This window comes from Microbispora sp. NPDC088329, from assembly GCF_040685655.1.
In the GTDB taxonomy this organism is placed as follows: Bacteria; Actinomycetota; Actinomycetes; order Streptosporangiales; family Streptosporangiaceae; genus Microbispora.
On sequence record NZ_JBFBIP010000002.1, the window covers coordinates 36719 to 57476 of the forward strand.

A 20758-nucleotide genomic window follows, 5' to 3' on the forward strand; every position below is an offset into this window, starting at 1 on the left:
TTTACGCCGGGCGGCTCAAGACGTTAGCCGGCTGGGAGGAGCCGTCAGCAGCGGCTCACTGACTGCTCGGCCTCCTGACTGTGCGGCCCGGACGTCCCTCGGCGTCCGGGCCGTGGTCAGCCACAGGCCGGTGAACACGGCGCAGGCCAGCGTCGCGGCACCGGCCGCGAGGAAGGCGCTGTTGAGGCCGGATTCGAAGGAGGCGCCGCCGGACTCCCGCGCGTGCACGATCGCCCCGAGGACCGCCACGCCGAGCACCGCGCCGATCTGCCGGGTGGTGCTGCTGACGCCCGAGGCGAGGCCGCCCTCCTGCGGACCGACCGCCTGGATGGCGGCCCCGGTCAGCGGCGACATGGTGAGAGCGAACCCGATGCCGACGACCGCCAGCCGCCACCACACGTTGCCGTAGCCGGTATCGGCGTGGACGAAGCCCAGCGCCAGCAGCCCCAGCCCGGCCAGGGCCAGGCCGATGCCGACGACGGCGCGGAAGCCGTACCTGGCCGCGTACCGGCCCGCGTACGGGCTGACGATCACCATGGCCAGCGAGACGGGCAGGGTCCGTAGCCCGGCGACCAGGATCGAAGTGCCCTGAACGTAGACGAAGAACTGGGAGAAGAAGAACGACGAACCCATCAGCGCGAACCCGACCACGACCATCGCCGTGTTGGACACCGTGAACAGCCGCTGACGAAACAGCCGCAGCGGCAGCATCGGCGTCGGCACACGACCCTCGACCACGACGAACGCGGACAGGAACACCAGCCCGGCGGCGAAGCTGCCCAGGATCACCGGCGAGGTCCACCCTCGGGACCCGCCCTCGATCAGGCCGTAGGTGACAGCGCCCACGCCCGCGACGGACAGGACTGTGCCGGGGACGTCGATCGGCGGTGCGCCAGGGTTGCGGGACTCTCCCAGCACGCGCAGCCCGGCCAGTAGCAGGACCGCCCCGATGGGCACGTTGACCAGGAAAATGGCGGGCCAGCCGAAGGACTCCACCAGGATCCCGCCCGCCAGCGGTCCGGCGGCCAGGCCGATGCCGCTGAACCCGGCCCACAACCCGATCGCTCTGACGCGCTCCCTCGGAGCGGGGTACGCGGCGGCGAGCAGTGCCAGTGAGGCGGGGCTCAGCGCCGCGGCCCCGACGCCCTGCAGCACCCGCCCGGCGATCAGCCAGCCGATCGAGGGCGCGAGCGAACACACCACCGACGCGGCCGTGAACACCACCACCCCGGCCAGGAACACCCGCCTGCGGCCGAACCGGTCGGCGAAGACGCCGCCCGACAGCAGCAGCATGGCCACCAGCAGCACGTAGGCGTCGACGATCCACTGCAGGCCGGTCAGCCCGGTGTGAAGCCGCTCCTGCATGTCGGGCAGGGCGGCGCCGACGATCGTGTTGTCGAGCAGCACCATGAACTGACCTGCGCAGGTCAGGGTGAGCAACGCTTTCACATACATCCTCTCTAAAAGCAGTTGGCAACTGCGTTTAGAGAGACTCTAACGCAAGTCTCGACTGCGTTAAGGTGAGAGCATGGATGAGCAGGGGCGAGCCAGGCGGCCCGGCGGGCGCAGCGCCCGGGTCCGCGCGGCAGTGCACCAGGCCGTTACCGATCTGGTCAGCGAGCGCGGCTACGGAAACTTCACCATCGGCGACATCGCGGCCCGTGCGGGCGTGGCCGACACCAGCCTCTACCGCCGCTGGGGCAACCTCCAGGCCCTGCTCGGCGATGTGCTGCTGACCCGGCTCAACGCACAGGCGCCGATGCCCGACACCGGCAGCCTGGCCGGCGACCTGCGCACCTACGCCGCCATCGTGGCCCGCGAGGTCACCGGACCCGACGGCCTGGCGTTGGTGCGGCTGACCGTCTCGCTGACAGGCGAGGGTCAGCAGGGCCTTCAGGCGCGCGACGAACTCCTGGCCGAGCGCACCAGGCAGTTGCAGGCCATGCTCGCCCGCGCCCGCGCCCGCGGCGAGGACCCGCCTGAGGCACTGGAGGTGCTGGACCATCTCCTGGCGCCGATATACATGCGGGTCCTGTTCGGCGCGGTTCCGCTCACCCCTGACTACCTCGACGGGCTGGTCGATCGGTTGCTCGCCTGATCGAGCCCGGCTCAGCCCCTCGCCCACGCCCACCTCGTGGTAGGTGGAGGTAAGTGCCGGTGGACACTTTCAGACACACTCAGAGCGGCTCGTTGAACGAGATGTTCAAAACGGCGGCGACGACCCCCGTCATGGTGGCCTTCCACGAACGGCTGGCCGCCGGGCGCCCGCCCGCCGCCGCCCTCGCCGAGGCCCAGCGGGCCGTTCGGGGCGACGACCCCCGGACGGCCGCCGCAGCGGCCGGCTTCGTGTGCATCGGCGCAGTACGTTGCCCCGACGGCGACGCGCGGCGTGGATGGAACTGAGATGGGGGTCGTCGAGTCGCAGATCGACGGCACGCCCGCGGCCAGGCAAGCGGCGTCCGGGGCCCACAGGAAGCACCGTCCCCGCGAGCTGTGACGGGTGAATGACGACTAGGCGGGAATCTGCCGCTGACATGCTCACGCCGTTTCCTCGGGGTCGGCGGCAATGTCCATGGTGCGCCGTGCGGAGGCACTTCGCCGGCCTTCCAATCGGTTTGGTCGTCGCTGAAGAGAGTTTCACAGGTGAGCTCGTCGCGCGGCAGGTGTGCGCGGGTCGGGCGGACGGTTATCCGGCAAGAGTGGGCACACTACCTGCCACAGGTTGCCAACCAGGGCATCTGCGCCCACCGACCGCTCGGCGCGCCGAATCCACCGGCGTACCGGCAGTAGGCGACATCCAGCCGCTCATCCGCCACTTCCACCAGAAGGCGCTCGACCGAATTGCGACTGGCGACGGGGGCGAGCTCCGTATTGGCCAAGTGAACCAGCGACAGGTACCGCCGCATATGCCTCCGGCGGGGGCCTCCGGCTCCGGCATGATCGCCCACGCGCGGTCGGGACCGTAGGCGCGACTGATCGGCCCGCTCCCCTTACGGTTGGAAGCCCCGAATACGTGTGTTTTGACTGTGCTGTTACGGTAGGCGCGGTGCGCCGGGAAGTCTGGTCGGCAACGTTCTTCAGCGTTGCACTTGGCGGAGGTTCTCGGTGGTATCGAAGACGGCCTGTGGGCACCACAGCGAGGCGGGCGGCCGATGAGCGCGATGCTGCCGGCGTTCGCCGGTGTCCTGCTGCTGGCCGTACTGCTGTCCAGCCTGGCCAACCGTACGATCCTGTCCACCGCGGCGTTGTTCCTGGTCGCCGGGTTCGTCCTGGGTGACGGCATGCTCGGCGTGATGCCGATCGCTGCGGACGACGAGATCGTCGGCACGCTGGCGGAGCTCGCGCTGTTCGCGGTGCTGTTCACCGACGGCATGCGGGTCGGCTGGAGCGAGTTGCGCGAGGCGTGGAAACTGCCCGGGCGGGCGCTCGGCTGGGGCCTGCCGCTCACGCTGCTGGTGACCGCGGTGGGCGCGCATTATCTGGTCGGGTTGGGCTGGATCGAGTCGCTGCTGATCGGCGCGATCCTCTCGCCCACCGACCCGGTGTTCGCCGCCGCGCTGGTCGGCAACGAGAAGGTGCCGCCCCGGTTGCGCCGGCTGCTGAACGTCGAGTCGGGTGTCAACGACGGCCTGGCGCTGCCGTTCGTGATGGTGTTCCTCGCCGTCGCCACAGGCTCGCACAACCTGCATTTGGGCGAGCTCGCCCTGGAGTTGGGGGTGGGCGTTCTCATCGGGGTGGCCGTCCCGTGGCTGGCGATCACGCTGGAGCGCACCCGCTGGTTCTCCGCCTCCACCGCCTACGAGCCGCTGAACGCGCTGGCGATCGGCCTGCTGGTGCTGGCGCTGGGCAAGGCCACGCACGGCAATCTGTTCCTGGCCGCCTTCTGCGCCGGCATCACGGTGGCGACCTTCGGCGAGCGGCAGCGTGAGTCGTTCGAGCACTTCGGCGAGCTGATCGCCGAGCTGTTCAAACTGGGCGCCCTGCTGGTGTTCGGCGCGCTGATCAGCCCGGCGCTGCTGGGCTCGGTCGGCTGGGTGGGCTGGGTGTTCGCGATTTTGGCGCTGGTGGTGGCCCGGCCGGTGGCCATCTGGGTGTCCTTCCTCGGCTCGGGGTTGGGTGTGCGTGAGCAGGCCGCGACGGCCTGGTTCGGGCCCAAGGGCTTCGCCTCGGTCGTCTATGGGCTCATCGTGCTGGGCTCCGGCATCGTCGCCGCCCAGCAGGTCTTCCAGCTCGTCGCGGTCACCATCGTGACGTCTATCCTGCTGCACTCTTCCACCGACATCCTTGTGGCCCGCTGGTTCGACGAGGAGCGCGAGGTCCCCGCCTGGTATGGCGCCGCCCGTCGCCTGCGCGGACGCGTACGCCGCAATCACGAGGCATGATGTGGGCCGGGGGTGTGCTGGGGCGGTTCCGGCATCCGGCGCAGGTCGTCACGACCGGATTCGGGGCGGCGGTCCTCCTGGGGACCGCCCTGCTGTCCACCCCGCTCGCCACGACCTCGGGGAAGCCCGCGGACTGGATCACGGCCCTGTTCACCGCGACGTCAGCGGTGTGCGTGACCGGGCTGACCGTCGTCGACACGGCCGCGCACTGGTCGGCGTTCGGCGAGGTGGTCATCGCCGTCCTGATCCAGGTGGGCGGTCTCGGCATCATGACCCTCGCGACCGTCTTCACTCTGCTGATCTCCCGTAGGCTGAGCCTGCGCGCCCGATTATCCGCCCAAGCGGAGACCAAAGCGCTCAGTGCGAGTGACCTGCGGCGCGTGGTGGCCAAGGTCGTGCTGTTCAGCTTGGCGTCTGAAGCGGTGACGGCCTCCGTGCTCACGCTCAGGTTCATGACGGGATATGCGGAACCCGTCGGTCATGCCGCCTACCTCGGCGTCTTCCACGCGGTCTCGGCGTTCAACAACGCCGGTTTCGCGTTGTGGCCCGACAGTCTGATCCGCTTCGCCGGTGATCCGTGGATCTGCCTGACCATCGCGGCGGCGGTGATCGTGGGCGGGCTCGGCTTCCCGGTGCTGTTCGAGCTGCGCCGCTCCTGGCGCCGTCCCAGCCGGTGGTCGCTGCTGACCCGCGTCACGCTCGCGGTGACCGCGGTTCTGCTGGCCGGCGGCACGCTGATCTTCCTCGCCACAGAGTGGGCCAATCCCCGCACTCTGGGGCAGTTCGACGGGCCGGGCAAGCTGCTGGCGGCGTTCTTCACCGCCGTCATGCCGCGTACGGCCGGGTTCAACAGCCTCGACCTCGCCAAGATGCATCCGTCCAGCTGGCTGGTCACCGACCTGCTGATGTTCGTGGGCGGTGGCAGCGCGGGCACCGCCGGCGGCATCAAGGTCACCACCCTCGGCCTGTTGGCGTTCATCGTCTGGACCGAGATGCGCGGCGAGAGCCGGGTGAACATCGGCCACCGCCGCCTGCCCGAGGCGGCGCAGCGGCAGGCGGTCTCCCTGACCGTGCTCAGCGTGGGCCTGGTCGCGTGCTCGACCTACATCCTGCTGGTGCTCACCCCGCACGGTCTGGACCGGGTGCTGTTCGAGGTCGTCTCCGCCTTCGGCACGGCGGGTCTGTCAACGGGCATCACCGCCTCCATCCCGCCGGCCGGGCACCTGCTGCTCGTCGCCCTGATGTTCGTCGGCCGGATCGGCCCGCTCACGCTGGGCTCGGCGCTCGCCCTTAAGGAGCGCACCCGGCGGTACGAACTCCCGGAGGAAGGAATGATCGTCGGCTGACGGTCACGACCGTGACGATGAGCCCGTGTTTGGTGAACTGCCAGAAGCTGATCGGAGTGCCCTTGCGCGCGGCGATGCCCAGGACGACGACGTTGGCGGCGGCGCCGACGGCGGTCGCGTTGCCGCCCAGGTCGGCCCTGAAGGCCAGCGCCCACCACAGCACCTGGGCCGGCCCGCCGCCAGCGCCCGCCTGGACGAGGTCGGCGACGATCGGGCTCATCGTGGCCACACAGGGGATGTTGTCCACGATCGCCGACAGTCCCGCCGAAGCGCCGAGCAGGCCCATGGTGGTCAGCTCCGGACGCCCCGAGGTCGCCTCCACGGCGATATGGGACAGCCGCTCGATGACGCCCATCTCCACCAGGCCGCCCACCATGACGAACAGCCCGGCGTGCAGAGCGGGTCCGTGCCCGTCGCCTCGTCGGTGCGCCCCTTCAGCCGGCGTCGCCGCCTGACGACTTCGATGTTCTCCCGAACGGTCAGTTCGGGGTAGGACAGAGCAGTTTCATCACCGGTTCGCACCTGTACGTCGACGGCGGCCTGAACCTTGTCCGAGTCCCATGGCCGCTTCTGCGGCGAGGACGGCGACACCTGGCCGGCCGGGCTCGCCCAGGCGGGCGAGCCCGGCATCCTCGCCAACGCCGCCGCCGTGGTGGAGATCTGCCACATCTTCCTGCCCCAGCTCGCCGGCGTGTGGCGAACTGATGCGGACAAGCGGATTGACGAAGTCGATAGTAGCTGTCAAATTATAGTTTGTGTCAGAATATGCGAGGCGTCGGCCACATCTCGCCGCTCGCCTCATCCCTGACCATCTGATCACGATGGTCGGGGGTCGGGTAGTCGTTCCCGACGGCGAGCGCCTACCGCGCCCGCGGTTCCGTCGCTTCGCCGGGCGCCCGGTCTGCAGTCTCCACCTGCGCCCTGTAGCCAGCCTCCTTGCTGAGATCACCGCCGCCAGAATCGCCGACGGCGCCGTTTTCGCTTTCCGCGCGGAGGAACCGTCCCCCCACGCACCGCTGCAGTTCCCGCTCACCGCCGCCCCCGATCGGCGTCTCTACCGCCACTGCGGCGTCGAGCCCTCACCATCATGGGCGCGCGCGAACCCACGCACGCGTCAGGCGGCCCTGCGCGAACCGCGGTCGACCGGGCCGGCTCGGCTACGGCCGGGCGCGCAGGTGCTCAGGCGGTCAGGCGACTTCCTCATCGCGCCGGACGGGACCGTCCTGGCCGTCCATCCCGGTCGCCACGCCGACGACCAGTGGAGCATGGACGACCTCCTCGCCCTCGCGGCCGCCCCCGCCGAATCGGAGCGAGAAGGATGAACTGGTACGCGGCCACGGTCACCGCCGCCATCACACTCCTCGCCGCCATCGTCGGCAACCTGCTCATCCCCACATCGGCGTTGACCTGGTTCCGCAGTCTGCCCTGGCCGCGCTGGCTGGTGCCATTCCGGGTCTTCATCGCAGTCGGCCTCATCTACTACGCGCTCATCGCGAGCGTCCTGTACCGAGCCCTGGATCGACAGGATCTGCCCGCGATCATCTGGGCCGTCGTGGTCATCGTCGCCAATGAGGCGTGGAACGCCGCCTTCTTCGGCCTGCGCAGCACCTTGGCCGGGTTCACCGGCATGCTGGCCTTCACCGCCCCGCTGTCCGCCCTGATCGTCGCGGCACGACACGACTTCATATCCCTGACACTGCTGCTCGTCTACGCTCTGTGGGTCGTCTACGACATCGCGTGGACCGCCGCGCTCTGGAGAACGTCACGATCGGCATCGCGAGATATCGAGCAGTGATGCGAACCGCGGCGGTCAACCACCGCCGCGGCCAGGCGGGCGGGACCTTGGCAGCGGCGACTGGTCCTTTACGGAGGTTAGGCCACTGCGGCGAAGCAGCGACCTGCCATGGGGACCACTCGCCGCCGCTTCGTCCCAGGCCCTCACAGAATCATGGTCACGCTTCCGGGGCGAGGTCGGCTGTCGTCAGCCAGGGACGATGAGGCCGCGCTGGTAGGCACGTACCAGTCGGCGGGGCACCAAAAGTTCGCGTCCGTTCACGGTGATCGGCACCAAGTCGGGTGGAGTCGCCTTCCACTGGCTACGGCGATGGCGGGTTTTGCTGCGCGAGGTTCTGCGCTTGGGAACGGCCACGATCACCAGCTCGCTTTCGTCACGCCCGGCAGCTCGCCCCGATGAGCCATCTGACGGAACCGGATCCGGGACAGCCCGAACATGCCGAGGTACCCCCGCGGGCGGCCGTCGACGGAGTCGCGGTTGCGCACGCGGGTCGTGCTGGCGTCACGCGGCCGGCGCGCCAGCTCGCGTACGGCCGACGCCCGCTCTTCCGGAGTGCCGGTGCGTACGACCTTCTTCAGCTCCGCACGCCGTTGGGCGTAGCGGGCGACCACGGCTTTGCGCCTCTCATTGGCGGCGATCTTGCTCTTCTTGGCCATCAGATCTTCTCTCCCCGGGCGCGGATCCGGGTGACGGCGGCCTCGATGCCGATCTTGTCGACGGTCCTGATCGCCCGGGCGCTGAGCGTGAGCCGGACGTAGCGGTTCTCACTGGGCAGCCAGTAGCGGCGGTGCTGGATATTGGGGTTCCATCGCCGGCGGGTGCGCCGGTGGGAGTGGGAGACGCGGTTGCCGAAGACAGGGGCGGCGCCCGTGAGCTGGCAGTGCGCGGACATCAGGCCCTCCCATAGCGCTGGTTGAACCGCTCGACCCGGCCGGCGGTGTCGAGCACCCGGCTGCGCCCCGTGTAGAAGGGGTGGCTCGCCGAGGAGACGTCGACGTCCACCACGGGATAGGTGTTGCCGTCCTCCCACACGATCGTCTTGTCGCTGGTGATGGTCGAGCGGGTGAGGAAGGCGAACCCGGCGCCCGGGTCGCGGAACACGACCGGGTGGTAGCCGGGGTGAATGCCCTTTTTCATCGTTCCTCCCGGAAGGCGACGTGCCTGCGGATGATCGGGTCGTACTTGCGGAGCGTGAGCCTGTCGGGGTCGTTACGGCGGTTCTTGCGGGTCACGTAGGTGTAGCCGGTCCCCGCGCTCGATCGCAGCTTGATCACGGGGCGTAGCTCGTTTCTGGCCATGGGGTGGCTCCTCTCTTGCCATCAGCCTGTGTAATGATAACGATAATCATTTCCATTTCTGCAACTCGGAGGCCCTCGTGTCCACCCCTGTCGTCCTGGTAACGGGCCTGCACGCCTCTGCTCGCACGCGCGTCGTCGATCGCCTCCTGCGCGACCACCCCGGCTCCCTCGCCGTCCACCACGACCTGCGGGAGGTGACCGCCGGCCGGGTGCAGCGCGTGGTCCGCGACGCCTCCACCGTGCTCGACCTGGCCGGCGTACGGCTCGCGCACGGCTGTGTCACCTGCACCGTCCGCGAGGACCTTCTCCCCCAGCTGGTGCGGCACGCCGCCACCGTGTCGCTGCTCGTGGTCGACCTGTGGGACTCGGTCGAGCCGCGCTCGGTCGCCGAGGCTCTCGATTGCGAGGAGGCCCACGACATCCTGCGGCTGACCTGCGTGCTGACCGCGCTGCACGCCGAGCACATGCCCGTCGACATCACCCGCGGCGACCGCCTCAGCGAGACCGGCCAGATCGCCGCGGCCGGCGACCAGCGCTATTTCGCCGAAGTCCTGACCCGGCAGATCGAGTACGCGACCGCCCTGACCCTGCACGGCGGCGATGAAGAGGACGCGGAGCTCTCCCGCGCCGTGCTCGCCCACCTCACGCCCTGCACCCCGGTCTTCACCAGGTCGCTGCCGGGCGTGACCGGCGCCCGGCTGTGCGCGCGGGAACTGGCCGAACGGGTCGACCCCGCCACCGCCCAGTTGCCCTGCGACGCGCAGACCGACGAGATCACCACGGTCGTCTGGCGCCGGCTGCGCCCCCTGCACCCCGCCCGCCTGTTCGAGGCCGTGGACGAGCTGGTCACCCAATCGGTACGCTCCCGCGGGCGGTTCTGGCTGGCCAGCCGGCCCGATCGGCTGCTCGCCTGGGACGCGGTCGCGGGCATCGTGTCGGTCGAGGACGCCGGGCCCTGGCTGGCCGCGCTGCCGGAGGCCGCCTGGGACATGGTCTCCCCCGCCCGCCGCATGGCCGCCGACCTCGACTGGGACCACATCACCGGCGACCGCGTCCAGCACCTGGTGTTCACCGGGCCCGACCTCGACCGAGAGCGCCTCCACGCTCTGCTCGACTCCTGCCTGCTCACCGAGGAGGAGGCCCTGGCGGGCTCCCACGTGTGGGCCTGCTACGACGACCCCTTCGCCCACATCCTCGACCTCAAGGAGATCGCATGAAGCCCCGCCGCACCCTCCTCCGCGAGAAGGGCAACCCGCTGCAGGGGGTGACCTACATCGACTACAAGGACACCGACCTGCTACGGAAGTTCGTCTCCGACCGCGGCAAGATCCGCAGCCGCCGCGTCACCGGCGTCACGGTGCAGCAACAACGCCAGATCGCCCGCGCCATCAAGAACGCCCGCGAGATGGCGCTGCTTCCTTACGCCTCCCGGCCGCGTTCATGACCGACACAGCGGACGGCACCGTCGGACGTCGGCCGGGGCTCGGCGACATCCTCTGACCGGTGGACCGTCGGCCCGTTCGAATCCGCGGCCGCAAATCGACAAGGTGCTGCGGCCGCGGATCGGAGCCCTCGACGGCCATGCGGTGACCTTCTGCGCCTCCTGCCCCATTGCGGCCGATCCGGATGGCGATGCTAGGTTTGCAAATGAAAACCGTTGTCATTGCCGACAAGGATCGACATGAACACCTCCCCCCTGCGTCGTCCCTCCCTGCTCGTCCTCGCGGGCCTGGCTTCTGTGCTGCTGACCGCCTGCGGCGGCTCGTCTTCTCCCGCGACATCTCCCGAGCCGGCCGTGAGCGCGTCCACCGGCCCGGGCGCGGTCGCCGTGGTGACCTCCACCAACGTGTACGGCGACATCGTCCGGCAGATCGGCGGCGACAAGGTCGCGGTGACCTCGTTCATCGCCGGCCCCGACCAGGACCCGCACTCCTTCGAGGCAAATCCGCAGAACCAGCTGGCGCTGTCCAAGGCCAAGGTGATCATCGAGAACGGCGGCGGCTACGACGACTTCATGGACACGATGCGCGACGCCGCCGGCAACACCTCGGCCCAGGTGCTGAACGCGGTCGAGATCTCCGGGAAGACCGCGGCGGACGGAGAGGAGCTCAACGAGCACGTCTGGTACGACTTCCCGTCCGTCGCGCGGCTGGCCGACTCGATCGCCGCCGCGCTGGGCAAGGCCGACCCCTCCGCAGCCGCCGCCTTCACCGCCGGAGCCGAGACCTTCAAGCAGAAGCTCAAGCCGCTGGAGGAGCGGGAGGCGGTCATCGCACGGACCGCGAAGGGCACCGCCGTGGCGATCACCGAACCGGTCCCGCTGTACATGATCGAGGCGTGCGGTCTGACCAACACCGCCCCCGAGGAGTTCAGCGAGGCCATCGAGGAAGGAAACGACGTCTCCCCCCGCGTCCTGCGGGACACCCTCGCCCTGTTCACCGGCAAGAAGGTGCAGGCCCTCGTCTACAACTCCCAGACCGCCGGCCCGGAGACCGAGAAGGTCCGCGAGGCGGCGGCCGGCAACGGCATCCCCGTCGTCCCGGTCACCGAGACCCTGCCCTCCGGTGAGGACTACATCGGCTGGATGGCCGCCAACCTCGACGCGCTCGGCAAGGCCCTGGGGCGATGACCGAACAGTCGGGCACCATCGCACCGCAGGCCGCCTCCGTCGGCGGAACACCCGTCGTCCTCAGCCTGACCGATGCGGAACTGCGCCGTGGCGAGCGCGTCCTGTGGTCCGGTCTGGACCTGGAGCTGCGCCGCGGCGAGTTCATCGCCATATTGGGCCCCAACGGATCGGGCAAGACCAGCCTGCTGCACGCCATCCTGGGCCGGTTGCCTCTCTCCGCCGGGGCCCTGCTGATCAACGGTCACCCGCCCCGGCGGGGCAGCGATCTGATCGGCTACATCCCCCAGCAGCGGGCCGTCGCCCCGCACACGCCGCTGCGCGCCCGCGACCTCGTGCGGCTCGGCGTCGACGGCCACCGCTGGGGCCTGCCCCTCGGCAGCAGAGGGCTGCGGCGTCGCATCGACGAGCTGCTGACCGAGGTGGGCGCGCAGGCCTACGCGGACATGCCCCTCGGCCTGCTGTCCGGCGGCGAGCAGCAGCGGGTGCGCGTCGCGCAGGCCCTGGCCACCGATCCCGCGCTTCTGCTGTGCGACGAGCCTCTCCTCTCGCTCGACCCGCACCACCAGCACGCGATCGTCGACCTGCTCGACCGGCGGCGGCGCGCTCATGGCACCGCCGTGCTCTTCGTCACCCACGAGCTCAATCCGGTCCTGCCACTGGTCGACCGGGTGCTGTACCTGACCGGGGGCCGATTCCGCGCCGGCACGCCCGACGAGGTGATGACGTCTTCCGTTCTGTCCGACCTTTACGGCGGCCCGGTCGAGGTGGTCCGGGCCCACGGCCGCTACCTGATCGCCGGCGCCCCCGTCCCGCACCACCCCGACCACACTGAAGGCGTTCAGTCATGAGCACCGACATCTGGCACCAGATCTTCAACTACGACGACTACGGACAACTGCTGGCCCTCGTCGCCAACTCGGTCATCGCCGCGGCCGTGCTCGGTGTGGTCGGCGGCCTGATCAGCACCTTCGTGATGATGCGGGATCTCGCCTTCGCCGTGCACGGGATCGCCGAGCTGTCCTTCGCAGGCGCGGCGGCCGCGCTCCTGCTCGGGGCGAACGTGGTGGCAGGATCCCTGGCCGGATCGGTCCTGGCCGCCGCGGTCATCGGTGCCATGGGGGTGCGCGTCCGGGACCGTAACTCCGCCATCGGCGTCCTGATGCCCTTCGGACTGGGACTCGGCGTGCTGTTCCTGTCGCTGTACAAAGGCCGCGCCGCCAACAAGTTCGGGCTGCTCACCGGTCAGATCGTGGCCGTGGACGCCCCGCAGACCGCCTGGCTGATCGGCGTGTCGGTCGTCGTCCTGCTCGTCCTCGCGGTCATCTGGCGTCCGCTGACCTTCGCCAGCCTCGATCCCGACGTCGCCGCCGCCCGCGGCGTGCCCGTCCGGGCTCTGTCCCCCGTCTTCACCCTGGTGCTGGGTCTCGCCGTGGCCACGACCATCCAGATCGTCGGCGCTCTGCTGGTGCTCGCCCTGGTGGTCACCCCTGCGGCCGCCGCCACCCGGGTGACGGCCTCCCCTCGCCTGATCCCTCTGCTCAGCGTCCTGTTCGCCGTGACGTCCGTGGTCGGCGGCATCCTCATCGCGTTGGGCAGCAGCATTCCGATCAGCCCGTACGTCACCACCATCGCCTTCGTCATCTACCTGGCCTGCCGCGCTGCGGGCGCCGTACGCACCCGTAGCGGCTGGGCGCGCAGACCCCCGGCCGTGGTCGCCGGCTGAGGCGACGGTGAGCTCCGTTCCTCCCCGCCCGGTTCGCGGGACTGCCATACGGGACTATGACGGGGTCGCGTAGTGCCGATCCCAGGATCACCGATGAGGAGTTCTGCCAGGATGAGGCGCATGCCGGACCGGGTCGTGGTGGAGTCTTCGACAGAGATACCACCCCCGGAATGGGGCCGTAGATCGGCCGTACCTCCGGCGACGCCCTGGCTGTTCGCGCTCCTCGCCGCGCTTCTCGTCATCGGCCGCCTGGTGCTGACACCCCTGCTCACGGCCCCGGCGCTGCAGACCTGGGCGACCGTTTTCGTGGCGATCTGCGTTCAGGCGTTGCCCTTCCTCGTCTTCGGCGTACTGCTGTCGGCGGCCATCGCGGCCTTCGTCCCGCCGTCGTTCTGGACGAAGGCACTGCCCCGCAACCCCTACGCCGCGGTCCCCGTAGCGGGGGCGGCCGGAGCGGTGTTGCCGGGCTGCGAGTGCGCCTCGGTCCCGGTGGCCTCGGGCCTGATGTCGCGCGGGGTCACCCCGGCGGCCGCGCTGGCGTTCCTGCTGTCGTCGCCCGCCGTCAACCCCGTGGTCGTCGTCGCCACGGCCGTGGCGTTCCCCGGACAGCCGATGATGGCCGTGGCCCGGTTCGCCGCCTCGCTCCTGGTGGCGGTCGCGGCCGGTTGGCTGTGGCTGCGCTTCGGCCGGTCGTCGTGGCTGCGGGTACCGTCCCGTACGGCCCCCAGGGGTTCGAAGTGGGCAGAGTTCCGCGACGCCATGCGACACGACCTCCTCCACGCGGGCGGATTCCTGGTGATCGGCGGGATGACCGCGGCCACACTGAACGTGGTGGTGCCCCGCACGTGGCTGACCTCGGTGGCGGACGTCCCGGTGCTGTCGGCGGTCGTGCTCGCGCTTCTCGCGGTCGTCCTGTCGATTTGCTCGGAGGCCGACGCGTTCGTCGCGGCCTCACTCACCGCGTTCTCCCCCACGGCGAAGCTGGCGTTCCTGGTCGTCGGGCCGATGGTCGACCTGAAGCTCATCGCCCTTCAGGCGGGGACCTTCGGCCGGGCCTTCGCCATACGGTTCGTTCCGCTGACGTTCCTGCTCGCGGTCGTGGTCAGCTCGGCGATCGGAGGAGTCCTCCTGTGAGTCGCATGTCCCGAAGTCTCGTGCTGACCCTGCTCGGCGGCGTCGTGCTCTGGATAACCGTCCTGACGACGTCATACCTCAACTATGTGAAACCCGGTTTCCGCCCCTTCCTGCTCACGGCAGGGGTGGTCGTCCTCACCCTCGGGGTCATCGGCCTCGTCCAGGAGTGGCGGCGTCCGTTCGCGAACGCTCACGACGAACACGTTCACGAAGGGCCGGGGAAGCAGGCCGAGGGTCACGACCATTCACGGGCGCCGAAGGTGGGCTGGCTGCTGTCCCTGCCCGTCTTCGCGATCGTCCTGATCGCGCCCCCCGCGTTGGGCGCCTTCGCCGCTCGTAGCGAGGACGCGCCCATCCGGCCGCCGGCGAAGACCGGCTCCTACGTACCGCTATCCACGGACAAGATCACCCCGATGGCCGTGGGCGAGTTCATCGGCCGGGCCTGGGACTTCCGCAAGCGCACGCTCACCGGCAGAGAGGTCCGGCTGACCGGCTTCGTCGTACGGTCGAAGAAGAAAGACCGCTGGTACGTCACCCGCATGCAGATGAGCTGCTGTGCGGCCGACGCCATCGCCCTCAAGGTGGCCGTGCTCGGCGCCGCTCCGCCGCCCGACGACACCTGGGTCGAGGTGACCGGCACCTGGGTCCCGCCCAGGTCCCGCAAGATCCCGAACGGAACCGTGCCACCGGAGATGACCGCCATCCAGGTGACGGAAATCCCGGAACCGAGCGAGCCGTACGAGTAAGCCGACACGACGCCCATGAGCCTGGATGTCACCGTCCCGTATGGCGACTGTGGCCGGTTCGTGGCCGGAGCGGTCGGACCGCGAGGCCCGCGGCCGCCACGGGAGGGTCAGCCGATGCCGGCGGGACGCAGGACGACCTTGGTCCAGCCGGAATCCCTCCGGTCGAAGTGCTCGTAGCCGCCGGGCGCGTCGTCCAGGCCCAGCTCGTGTGAGACGACCCACGACGGCCGGGCCTTCCGCCCACAGACCCGATCTCCTCGGCCTTGGCCAGCCGGTCCGGGTGGCGGTCCACGACCATCTCCATGCCCGCGCTCTTGAACGTCGCGGAGTAGGCGGCTATCAGGCCGACCGGTCCCGCTCCGTAGATCACGACCGAGTCGCCGGCCTGCACACAGGCGAGCTGGGTCGCGTGCCGGCCGGTGGGCCAGATGCCGGCCGGCATGACGTAGTCGCTCTGCCTCTCCCGCGCGTCCTCGGGCAGGACCAGGCAGTTGAAGTCGCCGAACGGAACGCGCAGCAACTCGGCCTGGCCGCCGTTGTACGGGCCCATGTCCGCGAAGCCGTAAGCGGCCCCGTCCACCCCCGGCTCCGGGTCGGTGGTGAGGCACAAGGCGGTCAGGCCCTTCTCGCAGTTGGCGCAGAAGCCGCACGATGACGCCCTCGCCGACGTCGAGGACGCTGGCGTCGAACGTGCCCCCGCCCAGGTCGAACACGAGAACGGTCTCGTTGCCCTTCTTGTCCAGGCCGTATGCCAGGGCCGCCGCGGTCGGCTCGTTGATGATCCGCAGGACCTCCAGGCCGGCGATCTTGCCGGCGTCCTTCGCCGAGGGCCCGATAGTAGGCGCCGAGTTCGCCCCGGACGTCACCATGGCAGGTGACCACGGTGGGAGCCGTACGCGCCGACGCGGCGGCCGCCACACCTTTCCGAGCCCAATTAGCGTACTGGTTTCGCAGGTCAGAAGGTTATGGGGCCGTACTGACGGGCAAAAAATGACGCATGCCGACCTTTCGTGGACGGCGGCACCGGGCGGTGCGGAGCAGCGGCACTGGTTCATGGATTCGGCTGCGTAAGGCGCTGGTGGTGCCGACTGTCCTGCTCGCCGGCGTGATTGTCGTCTGGCGGCTGCTGCGTCGGGTCGGCGGGATCTCCGACGACCTCGCCCGGATCAACATCAAAGACGAGTACGACCAGATCACCCAGCATCGAGACCCGACGCAGATGACCCAGCTGGTCGGCAACATCAACGTGAGCTTGGACATGCTGGACCGCGAGCGGCAGTTCGCCTCCACCGTCGCCCACGAGATCCGCTCCCCGCTGGCCGGCATACGTGTCAGTGTGGAAGAGGCGATCGCCGATCCTGATCACGCCGACTACCCCGGCGCGTTCAGGGAGGTGCTGCGGGAAGTGGATCGGCTGGAGGCGCTCGCGACCGACCTCCTGCTGATCGCCCGGGGTCGTATCGCCCAGAGAAAGGAAAGGATCGATCTGTGCGAGCTGGTCAGGCAGGAAGTCGCTGCCCGAGCCGACCCGATACCCGTCGAGGTGCGTTCTACTTCCAGTGGTCAGGTCGAAGCCATGCGTACGCAGATGTGCGAGATCCTGACCAACCTGCTGGACAACGCCCAGCGCCACGCCAGGCACAGCGTGCGGGTCGACGTCGGATGCGGCGACCGCTTCGCACGGCTGGCGGTGTCCGATGACGGCCCCGGCATTCCCCCGCACGAGCGGGAGCGCGTCTTCGATCGCTTGTACCAGCTCACGAGCGAGTCTCTGCGTGGCGACACCGGCGCGGGCCTCGGGCTGAGCATCGTCCGGGAGATCGTCAAGACCCACAACGGATCCGTGTGGGTCGAACCCTCTCCCAGCGGCGGGGCCTGCTTCGTCGTTCAGCTCCCCCTCGCTCCCTCCCCGGCGTCGACGGCCTGACCCACCCGGCCCCGCCCACAGCCGGCTCGGCCTGTGCCCCTGGAGGACGGCGCGGCGTACGACCTCGTCAGCCCCTCCAGCTGCCGGGCGAGCGTCGCGCGGCCGCGGTCCCCGCCGTGCCCAGCGCCCTGGGCGCGGAGACCCGGCGGATGCCGGGTGCGGAGTCGATGAGCAGATCCTCGGCCGGTCCCTGAATTGGTCCTCAATTGGCCTACAAGATCGGACCTTATCAAGGGTACCGATTCCTGCCAGGCTCAATGGCATGACAACGACAGCGACCCGCTTCGACGGTCAGGTACTCACGCCTGGCGACGCCGGCTACGACACCGCCCGTACCGTCTGGAACGCCATGATCGACCGGCGTCCACGCATGATCGTCCGCGCGGCGGGCGTCGCCGACGTGGTTGCCGCCGTGCGGCTGGCCCGCGAACTCGACCTCGAGATCGGCGTGCGCTGCGGTGGCCACAATGCCGCCGGCTTCGCCGTGCCTGACGGCGGTCTCATGATCGACCTGACGCCCATGGGCGGCGTGCGGGTCGACCCGGCCCGTCGCCGGGCCTGGGTGCAGGGCGGCGCGCTGCTCGGCGCACTGGACCGGGCGTCCCAGGCGTACGGCCTGGCCACCACCGCCGGCAACGTCTCACACACCGGCGTCGGCGGGCTCACGCTCGGCGGAGGCATGGGCTGGCTGGCTCGCCAGTACGGCCTGGCCTGCGACAACGTCGTCTCTTACACGGTGGTCACCGCCGAGGGCGACGTGGTGACCGCGAGCCGTACCGACAACCCCGACCTGTTCTGGGGCCTGCGCGGCGGTGGCGGCAACTTCGGCATCGTGACCGAATTCGAGTTCCAGTTGCATCACACCGGCACGCGGACGCTGGTCGCCGAGTTCGACTTCCGCGCCGAGGACGCCGTCCCGGTCATCGAGGGCTGGCGTGACCTGAACGCCGTCACGCCCCGGCAGGCGACGTTCACCGCCAGCGTCGGCAGCACTCCCGCCGGCCCGATCGCCACGCTGGGGTTCGTGTGGGTCGGCGACCCGGCCGAGGGCCGCCGGCTGCTGCCCGCGATGCGGGCGCTCGGGCGTCCCGTTGCCTCCCGCGTCACCACACCGTCCTACCTCGAACTTCAGCAACGCGAGGACTCCACCGGGGGCCACGCGTACCGCCGCTATGCCAAGGGGCATTACCTGCGGAGCTTTCCCACCGCGGCGATCGAGGCGTTCTTGCTGCGCGGTGGCTCCGACCTGAGCGCGAGCCCGGACCTGCCGGGCGTCGGCCTGCAGGCGCACGGCGGCGCGATCGCCGATGTCCCGGAAGAAGACGCGGCGTTCAGCCATCGCGGCACGATGTTCGAGTTCGGTGCCGGCTCCCGCTGGACCGACCCGGCCGAGGACGACGCCAGGATGAGTGCCGCCCGCGCCGCCGGCGCCTCGCTCGAGCCGTACGCCAGCGGGATCTACGTCAACTCGTTGACGGCCGACGAACTGGCCGATGGGCAGCGCGGCGTGCGGCGGGCGTACTCGGTCGCGAAGCTGGCCCGGCTGACCGCGGTGAAGACCGCCTACGACCCGGCGAACGTGTTCCACCTGAACCAGAACATCCGTCCGGCCCAGGACGATCGTCCGGCACTGTGACCGGCCGCGTCAGGATCCCCGTACCTCCCGGATGGCCGTCGCCAGCAGCGCGACTCCCTCGGCGATGGCGCTCTCGCTGAGGATGGCGTAGCCGAAGATCAGGCCACCGGGCCCGGCGCCGGCGATCCGGAACGGCCCGACGCCCTGGACGCCGAGCCCGTGCCGGGCGGCTGCCTCCACCACCGCCGCCTCGTCGAGGTCGGGCGGGAGCCAGGCGACCACGTGCTGCCCGGCGGCGATCCCGGCCGGTCGCAGCTCCGGCACATGGGTGCGCAGCGCGTCCAGCAGCGCGTCGCGGCGGCGCCGGTACACCGGACGCATCCGGCGCAGGTGACGGTCGAACTCGCCGCGGCCGAGAAAGTCGGCGAACGTCAGCTGGTCGATGACCGACGAACCGCGGTCGGCGAGCAGCTTTGCCGCGGCGACGTCGGCGACCAGTTGGGGAGGCACCACCATCCAGCCCAGCCGCAACCCCGGCGCGAGCGTCTTGCTGGCCGTACCGCAGTAGACGACGTGATCGGGCGCCAGGCCCTGCATGGCGCCCACCGGAGAGCGGTCGTAGCGGTACTCCGCGTCGTAGTCGTCCTCGACTACGATCGCGCCGCGGCGCCTGGCCCAGCGGATCACCTCGGCCCTGGCCGCCGCCGACAGCACCCCTCCAGTCGGCCACTGGTGCGACGGCGTGAGGACCAGCGCGTCGGCGTCGGCCACGTCCAAAGCGTCGACCTGAACGCCGTCCGGACCCACCGGGATGCCGACCACCTCCAGTCCCGCGGCCCCGGCCAGCACGCGGGCGTCGTCGTCGGACGACGGGTCCTCCAGGGCGATCCGCCTGGCGCCGCGCCGCGCGAGCACCTGGATCAGCAGTGAGATGCCCTGTCCGTAGCCGTTGCAGATGACCACGTTGCCGGGGACGGCCAGCGTGCCGCGTACTCGGTTGAGGTAGTCGCACAGGGCCTGGCGCAGTTCCGGCACGCCCCGCCCGTCGAGGTAGGTGAACCGGTCGTTGGGTGTGGTGGTGAGCACCGTGCGAACCGAACGCAGCCAGGCGGCCCGCGGGAACCGCGACACGTCGGTGCGCCCGTACCCGAAGTCGACCCTGAAGCCGGCCCTGAAACCGGGACTGCTCGTGGCCGGCTGCGCCGTCGAAGCCGCGGAGCCCGCGCCGGCTGCGGTCGGCGGCATCGACGCGGCGACCTGGGTGTAACCGCCCGATCGGCTGGCAAGGTAGCCCTCGGCCACGAGCTGCTGGTATGCCTCCACGACCACCCCGCGCGAAACCCCGAGCCCGGCCGCGAGGGTGCGGCTGGGTGGCAGCGACGCCCCCGCTCGCAACCGACCGGCCCGGATGCTCGCGCGGATGGACGCCTCGATCTGCCGGTGCAGTGGCACCCCGGCGTCACGGTCCAGTTCGATGAGCAAGTCCTCGGCCGGCCCGGAATTGGTCCCCAAACGGTCCACAGAATCGACGTTACCGGCGTGCACCAATTCCGCCGAGCCGAGTGGCCTGCCGGGTTCCTCGGTGACGAACCATCATCAGGGGCGGTTCCCGCGACCGCATCGTGGCGCTCAGGGCGCCGTCCGGTTCTGGTTCAGGGAGGCCGAGCTGCCGCGGAACCGGGGCGGCAAGGTCCTCAAGACTCACCTGCGCAAGGAGACGCTCGGGCCGTACAGGCATTACCCAGCGCGTAATCGCCCCTCCTCAGGGGTCCGTGACACCGTTCACGTGTCGTCACCGAGACAACCCGAAGGAGCACGAAGATGACCGGCTACACCGCCCTGGCCGAACGTTACATCGCCGCCTGGAACGAGCGTGATCCCGAGGCCAGGGCGAAGGCGGTGGCCGCGCTGTGGACCGAGGACGGCGGCTACACCGACCCGCTGGCCACGGTGACCGGCCACGAGGGCGTCGCCGCGGTGATCGCCGGGGTGCAGGAGATGTTCCCCGGTTTCGTGTTCACCCTTGGCGGGCCGGTGGACGGCCACCACGACACGGCGCGCTTCACCTGGCACCTCGGCCCCGAGGGCGCGGCCGAGCCCGTCGTGATCGGTTTCGACGTCGTCGCGATCGCGGAGGACGGCCGGATCGGCAACGTGTACGGCTTCCTCGACAAGGTCCCCGCCTGACCGCTCTCTGCGGGC

26 protein-coding genes and 1 pseudogene are annotated in these 20758 nt (G+C 70.1%); 17 read left to right on the forward strand and 10 right to left on the reverse strand.

Features of this window, described 5'->3' with window-relative positions; all coding sequences use genetic code 11:
• Positions 1 to 15: 15 nt before the first annotated feature.
• Positions 16 to 1449 (reverse strand): DHA2 family efflux MFS transporter permease subunit, encoded by a 1434-nt coding sequence (locus tag AB0O28_RS04545; RefSeq protein ID WP_363636240.1) that lies wholly within the window; start codon positions 1447 to 1449, stop codon positions 16 to 18.
• A gap of 79 nt (positions 1450 to 1528) precedes the next feature.
• Here AB0O28_RS04545 and AB0O28_RS04550 point away from each other — a divergent pair, with 79 nt between their 5' ends.
• The 4 genes from AB0O28_RS04550 to AB0O28_RS04565 all read left to right on the forward strand — a co-directional run bounded on the left by AB0O28_RS04550 (position 1529) and on the right by AB0O28_RS04565 (position 5728).
• Positions 1529 to 2098, forward strand: coding sequence for a TetR/AcrR family transcriptional regulator (locus tag AB0O28_RS04550; RefSeq protein WP_363636242.1), 570 nt, complete (start codon positions 1529 to 1531; stop codon positions 2096 to 2098).
• Between the two features lie 59 nt (positions 2099 to 2157).
• Positions 2158 to 2403, forward strand: coding sequence for a CHAT domain-containing protein (locus AB0O28_RS04555; RefSeq protein ID WP_363636244.1), 246 nt, complete (start codon positions 2158 to 2160; stop codon positions 2401 to 2403).
• A 749-nt stretch (positions 2404 to 3152) separates the two neighbouring features.
• On the forward strand, positions 3153 to 4382 hold the full coding sequence (locus tag AB0O28_RS04560; protein WP_363636246.1) for a cation:proton antiporter: 1230 nt from the start codon (positions 3153 to 3155) through the stop codon (positions 4380 to 4382).
• Positions 4379 to 5728, forward strand: a complete 1350-nt coding sequence (locus AB0O28_RS04565) for a potassium transporter TrkG (protein ID WP_363636248.1) — start codon at positions 4379 to 4381, stop codon at positions 5726 to 5728. Before AB0O28_RS04560 ends, AB0O28_RS04565 begins: the two co-directional genes overlap by 4 nt.
• Here the strand turns inward: AB0O28_RS04565 and AB0O28_RS04570 are convergent.
• Positions 5673 to 6125, reverse strand: coding sequence for an SLC13 family permease (locus tag AB0O28_RS04570; RefSeq protein ID WP_363637238.1), 453 nt, complete (start codon positions 6123 to 6125; stop codon positions 5673 to 5675). The genes AB0O28_RS04565 and AB0O28_RS04570 overlap by 56 nt on opposite strands.
• 150 nt (positions 6126 to 6275) lie before the next feature.
• Here AB0O28_RS04570 and AB0O28_RS04575 point away from each other — a divergent pair, with 150 nt between their 5' ends.
• The 3 genes from AB0O28_RS04575 (at position 6276) to AB0O28_RS04585 (ending at position 7523) form a co-directional block, all read left to right on the forward strand.
• The gene (locus AB0O28_RS04575) at positions 6276 to 6536 is read left to right on the forward strand and encodes a hypothetical protein (protein ID WP_363636250.1); all 261 of its coding nucleotides are present in this window, start codon (positions 6276 to 6278) and stop codon (positions 6534 to 6536) included.
• Between the two features lie 367 nt (positions 6537 to 6903).
• Positions 6904 to 7050 carry a hypothetical protein gene (locus tag AB0O28_RS04580; protein ID WP_363636252.1) on the forward strand — a complete coding sequence of 49 codons (147 nt, stop codon included), beginning with the start codon at positions 6904 to 6906 and terminating at the stop codon, positions 7048 to 7050.
• A complete protein-coding gene (locus AB0O28_RS04585) occupies positions 7047 to 7523 on the forward strand; it encodes a TspO/MBR family protein (RefSeq protein WP_363636254.1) in 477 nt (158 codons plus the stop codon). Before AB0O28_RS04580 ends, AB0O28_RS04585 begins: the two co-directional genes overlap by 4 nt.
• A gap of 186 nt (positions 7524 to 7709) precedes the next feature.
• Here AB0O28_RS04585 and rpmF read toward each other — a convergent pair whose 3' ends face one another.
• Genes rpmF through rpmG form a run of 5 tightly spaced genes read right to left on the reverse strand, consistent with a single transcriptional unit; the run spans position 7710 to position 8821 of the window.
• Positions 7710 to 7877 carry a 50S ribosomal protein L32 gene (gene rpmF, locus AB0O28_RS04590; RefSeq protein ID WP_363636256.1) on the reverse strand — a complete coding sequence of 56 codons (168 nt, stop codon included), beginning with the start codon at positions 7875 to 7877 and terminating at the stop codon, positions 7710 to 7712.
• Between the two features lie 2 nt (positions 7878 to 7879).
• A complete protein-coding gene (gene rpsN, locus AB0O28_RS04595; protein WP_363636258.1) occupies positions 7880 to 8179 on the reverse strand; it encodes a 30S ribosomal protein S14 in 300 nt (99 codons plus the stop codon).
• Positions 8179 to 8415, reverse strand: coding sequence for a 50S ribosomal protein L28 (gene rpmB, locus AB0O28_RS04600; RefSeq protein WP_363636260.1), 237 nt, complete (start codon positions 8413 to 8415; stop codon positions 8179 to 8181). The genes rpsN and rpmB overlap by 1 nt, the downstream gene beginning before the upstream one ends.
• Positions 8415 to 8660: a type B 50S ribosomal protein L31 gene (locus tag AB0O28_RS04605; RefSeq protein ID WP_363636262.1), complete on the reverse strand. Its 246-nt coding sequence runs from the start codon at positions 8658 to 8660 to the stop codon at positions 8415 to 8417. Before AB0O28_RS04605 ends, rpmB begins: the two co-directional genes overlap by 1 nt.
• Positions 8657 to 8821 (reverse strand): 50S ribosomal protein L33, encoded by a 165-nt coding sequence (rpmG, locus tag AB0O28_RS04610; protein WP_142650039.1) that lies wholly within the window; start codon positions 8819 to 8821, stop codon positions 8657 to 8659. The genes AB0O28_RS04605 and rpmG overlap by 4 nt, the downstream gene beginning before the upstream one ends.
• Positions 8822 to 8898: 77 nt before the next feature.
• Between rpmG and AB0O28_RS04615 the strand changes: the two genes are divergently transcribed.
• The 7 genes from AB0O28_RS04615 to AB0O28_RS04645 all read left to right on the forward strand — a co-directional run bounded on the left by AB0O28_RS04615 (position 8899) and on the right by AB0O28_RS04645 (position 15053).
• Entirely contained in the window at positions 8899 to 10038 is a 1140-nt protein-coding gene (locus AB0O28_RS04615; RefSeq protein ID WP_363636265.1) for a GTP-binding protein, read from the forward strand.
• Positions 10035 to 10265 carry a 30S ribosomal protein S18 gene (rpsR, locus tag AB0O28_RS04620; RefSeq protein ID WP_363636267.1) on the forward strand — a complete coding sequence of 77 codons (231 nt, stop codon included), beginning with the start codon at positions 10035 to 10037 and terminating at the stop codon, positions 10263 to 10265. The genes AB0O28_RS04615 and rpsR overlap by 4 nt, the downstream gene beginning before the upstream one ends.
• 237 nt (positions 10266 to 10502) lie before the next feature.
• Complete coding sequence (locus AB0O28_RS04625; RefSeq protein ID WP_363636269.1) at positions 10503 to 11450, forward strand: zinc ABC transporter substrate-binding protein; 948 nt, start codon at positions 10503 to 10505, stop codon at positions 11448 to 11450.
• Positions 11447 to 12298 (forward strand): ATP-binding cassette domain-containing protein, encoded by an 852-nt coding sequence (locus AB0O28_RS04630; RefSeq protein WP_363636271.1) that lies wholly within the window; start codon positions 11447 to 11449, stop codon positions 12296 to 12298. Before AB0O28_RS04625 ends, AB0O28_RS04630 begins: the two co-directional genes overlap by 4 nt.
• Positions 12295 to 13173, forward strand: coding sequence for a metal ABC transporter permease (locus AB0O28_RS04635; RefSeq protein ID WP_363636273.1), 879 nt, complete (start codon positions 12295 to 12297; stop codon positions 13171 to 13173). Before AB0O28_RS04630 ends, AB0O28_RS04635 begins: the two co-directional genes overlap by 4 nt.
• A 111-nt stretch (positions 13174 to 13284) precedes the next feature.
• Positions 13285 to 14307: a permease gene (locus AB0O28_RS04640; protein WP_363636275.1), complete on the forward strand. Its 1023-nt coding sequence runs from the start codon at positions 13285 to 13287 to the stop codon at positions 14305 to 14307.
• Between the two features lie 5 nt (positions 14308 to 14312).
• Complete coding sequence (locus AB0O28_RS04645) at positions 14313 to 15053, forward strand: TIGR03943 family protein (RefSeq protein ID WP_363636277.1); 741 nt, start codon at positions 14313 to 14315, stop codon at positions 15051 to 15053.
• A 28-nt stretch (positions 15054 to 15081) separates the two neighbouring features.
• On the opposite strand, the gene AB0O28_RS04650 is transcribed toward AB0O28_RS04645, so the two are convergent.
• Together AB0O28_RS04650 and AB0O28_RS04655 are read right to left on the reverse strand one after the other, a co-directional pair.
• The gene (locus AB0O28_RS04650) at positions 15082 to 15633 is read right to left on the reverse strand and encodes a hypothetical protein (protein WP_363637268.1); all 552 of its coding nucleotides are present in this window, start codon (positions 15631 to 15633) and stop codon (positions 15082 to 15084) included.
• Positions 15634 to 15703: 70 nt separating this feature from the next.
• A pseudogene (locus AB0O28_RS04655) lies at positions 15704 to 15874 on the reverse strand (Hsp70 family protein); the annotation flags it as partial.
• Positions 15875 to 16050: 176 nt separating this feature from the next.
• Here AB0O28_RS04655 and AB0O28_RS04660 point away from each other — a divergent pair.
• Positions 16051 to 16980: a HAMP domain-containing sensor histidine kinase gene (locus AB0O28_RS04660; RefSeq protein ID WP_363636279.1), complete on the forward strand. Its 930-nt coding sequence runs from the start codon at positions 16051 to 16053 to the stop codon at positions 16978 to 16980.
• 262 nt (positions 16981 to 17242) lie between these two features.
• Positions 17243 to 18616 (forward strand): FAD-binding protein, encoded by a 1374-nt coding sequence (locus AB0O28_RS04665; RefSeq protein WP_363636281.1) that lies wholly within the window; start codon positions 17243 to 17245, stop codon positions 18614 to 18616.
• 9 nt (positions 18617 to 18625) lie between these two features.
• Here AB0O28_RS04665 and AB0O28_RS04670 read toward each other — a convergent pair whose 3' ends face one another.
• Positions 18626 to 20077 (reverse strand): PLP-dependent aminotransferase family protein, encoded by a 1452-nt coding sequence (locus tag AB0O28_RS04670; RefSeq protein ID WP_363636283.1) that lies wholly within the window; start codon positions 20075 to 20077, stop codon positions 18626 to 18628.
• A gap of 300 nt (positions 20078 to 20377) precedes the next feature.
• Between AB0O28_RS04670 and AB0O28_RS04675 the strand changes: the two genes are divergently transcribed.
• On the forward strand, positions 20378 to 20743 hold the full coding sequence (locus AB0O28_RS04675; RefSeq protein WP_363636285.1) for a nuclear transport factor 2 family protein: 366 nt from the start codon (positions 20378 to 20380) through the stop codon (positions 20741 to 20743).
• Positions 20744 to 20758 lie beyond the last annotated feature (15 nt).

What these genes read in the sequence shown, in the direction of transcription:
- rpsR (WP_363636267.1), top strand. Translation starts at nt 10,035, where the DNA reads ATGAAGCCCCGCCGCACCCTCCTCCGCGAGAAGGGCAACCCGCTGCAG.
- AB0O28_RS04550 (WP_363636242.1), top strand. Translation starts at nt 1,529, where the DNA reads ATGGATGAGCAGGGGCGAGCCAGGCGGCCCGGCGGGCGCAGCGCCCGG.
- rpsN (WP_363636258.1), bottom strand. Translation starts at nt 8,179, where the DNA reads ATGGCCAAGAAGAGCAAGATCGCCGCCAATGAGAGGCGCAAAGCCGTG.
- AB0O28_RS04625 (WP_363636269.1), top strand. Translation starts at nt 10,503, where the DNA reads ATGAACACCTCCCCCCTGCGTCGTCCCTCCCTGCTCGTCCTCGCGGGC.
- AB0O28_RS04675 (WP_363636285.1), top strand. Translation starts at nt 20,378, where the DNA reads ATGACCGGCTACACCGCCCTGGCCGAACGTTACATCGCCGCCTGGAAC.
- AB0O28_RS04660 (WP_363636279.1), top strand. Translation starts at nt 16,051, where the DNA reads ATGCCGACCTTTCGTGGACGGCGGCACCGGGCGGTGCGGAGCAGCGGC.
- AB0O28_RS04585 (WP_363636254.1), top strand. Translation starts at nt 7,047, where the DNA reads ATGAACTGGTACGCGGCCACGGTCACCGCCGCCATCACACTCCTCGCC.
- AB0O28_RS04565 (WP_363636248.1), top strand. Translation starts at nt 4,379, where the DNA reads ATGATGTGGGCCGGGGGTGTGCTGGGGCGGTTCCGGCATCCGGCGCAG.
- AB0O28_RS04635 (WP_363636273.1), top strand. Translation starts at nt 12,295, where the DNA reads ATGAGCACCGACATCTGGCACCAGATCTTCAACTACGACGACTACGGA.
- rpmG (WP_142650039.1), bottom strand. Translation starts at nt 8,821, where the DNA reads ATGGCCAGAAACGAGCTACGCCCCGTGATCAAGCTGCGATCGAGCGCG.
- AB0O28_RS04560 (WP_363636246.1), top strand. Translation starts at nt 3,153, where the DNA reads ATGAGCGCGATGCTGCCGGCGTTCGCCGGTGTCCTGCTGCTGGCCGTA.
- AB0O28_RS04605 (WP_363636262.1), bottom strand. Translation starts at nt 8,660, where the DNA reads ATGAAAAAGGGCATTCACCCCGGCTACCACCCGGTCGTGTTCCGCGAC.
- rpmB (WP_363636260.1), bottom strand. Translation starts at nt 8,415, where the DNA reads ATGTCCGCGCACTGCCAGCTCACGGGCGCCGCCCCTGTCTTCGGCAAC.
- AB0O28_RS04640 (WP_363636275.1), top strand. Translation starts at nt 13,285, where the DNA reads ATGAGGCGCATGCCGGACCGGGTCGTGGTGGAGTCTTCGACAGAGATA.
- AB0O28_RS04665 (WP_363636281.1), top strand. Translation starts at nt 17,243, where the DNA reads ATGACAACGACAGCGACCCGCTTCGACGGTCAGGTACTCACGCCTGGC.
- AB0O28_RS04630 (WP_363636271.1), top strand. Translation starts at nt 11,447, where the DNA reads ATGACCGAACAGTCGGGCACCATCGCACCGCAGGCCGCCTCCGTCGGC.
- AB0O28_RS04645 (WP_363636277.1), top strand. Translation starts at nt 14,313, where the DNA reads ATGTCCCGAAGTCTCGTGCTGACCCTGCTCGGCGGCGTCGTGCTCTGG.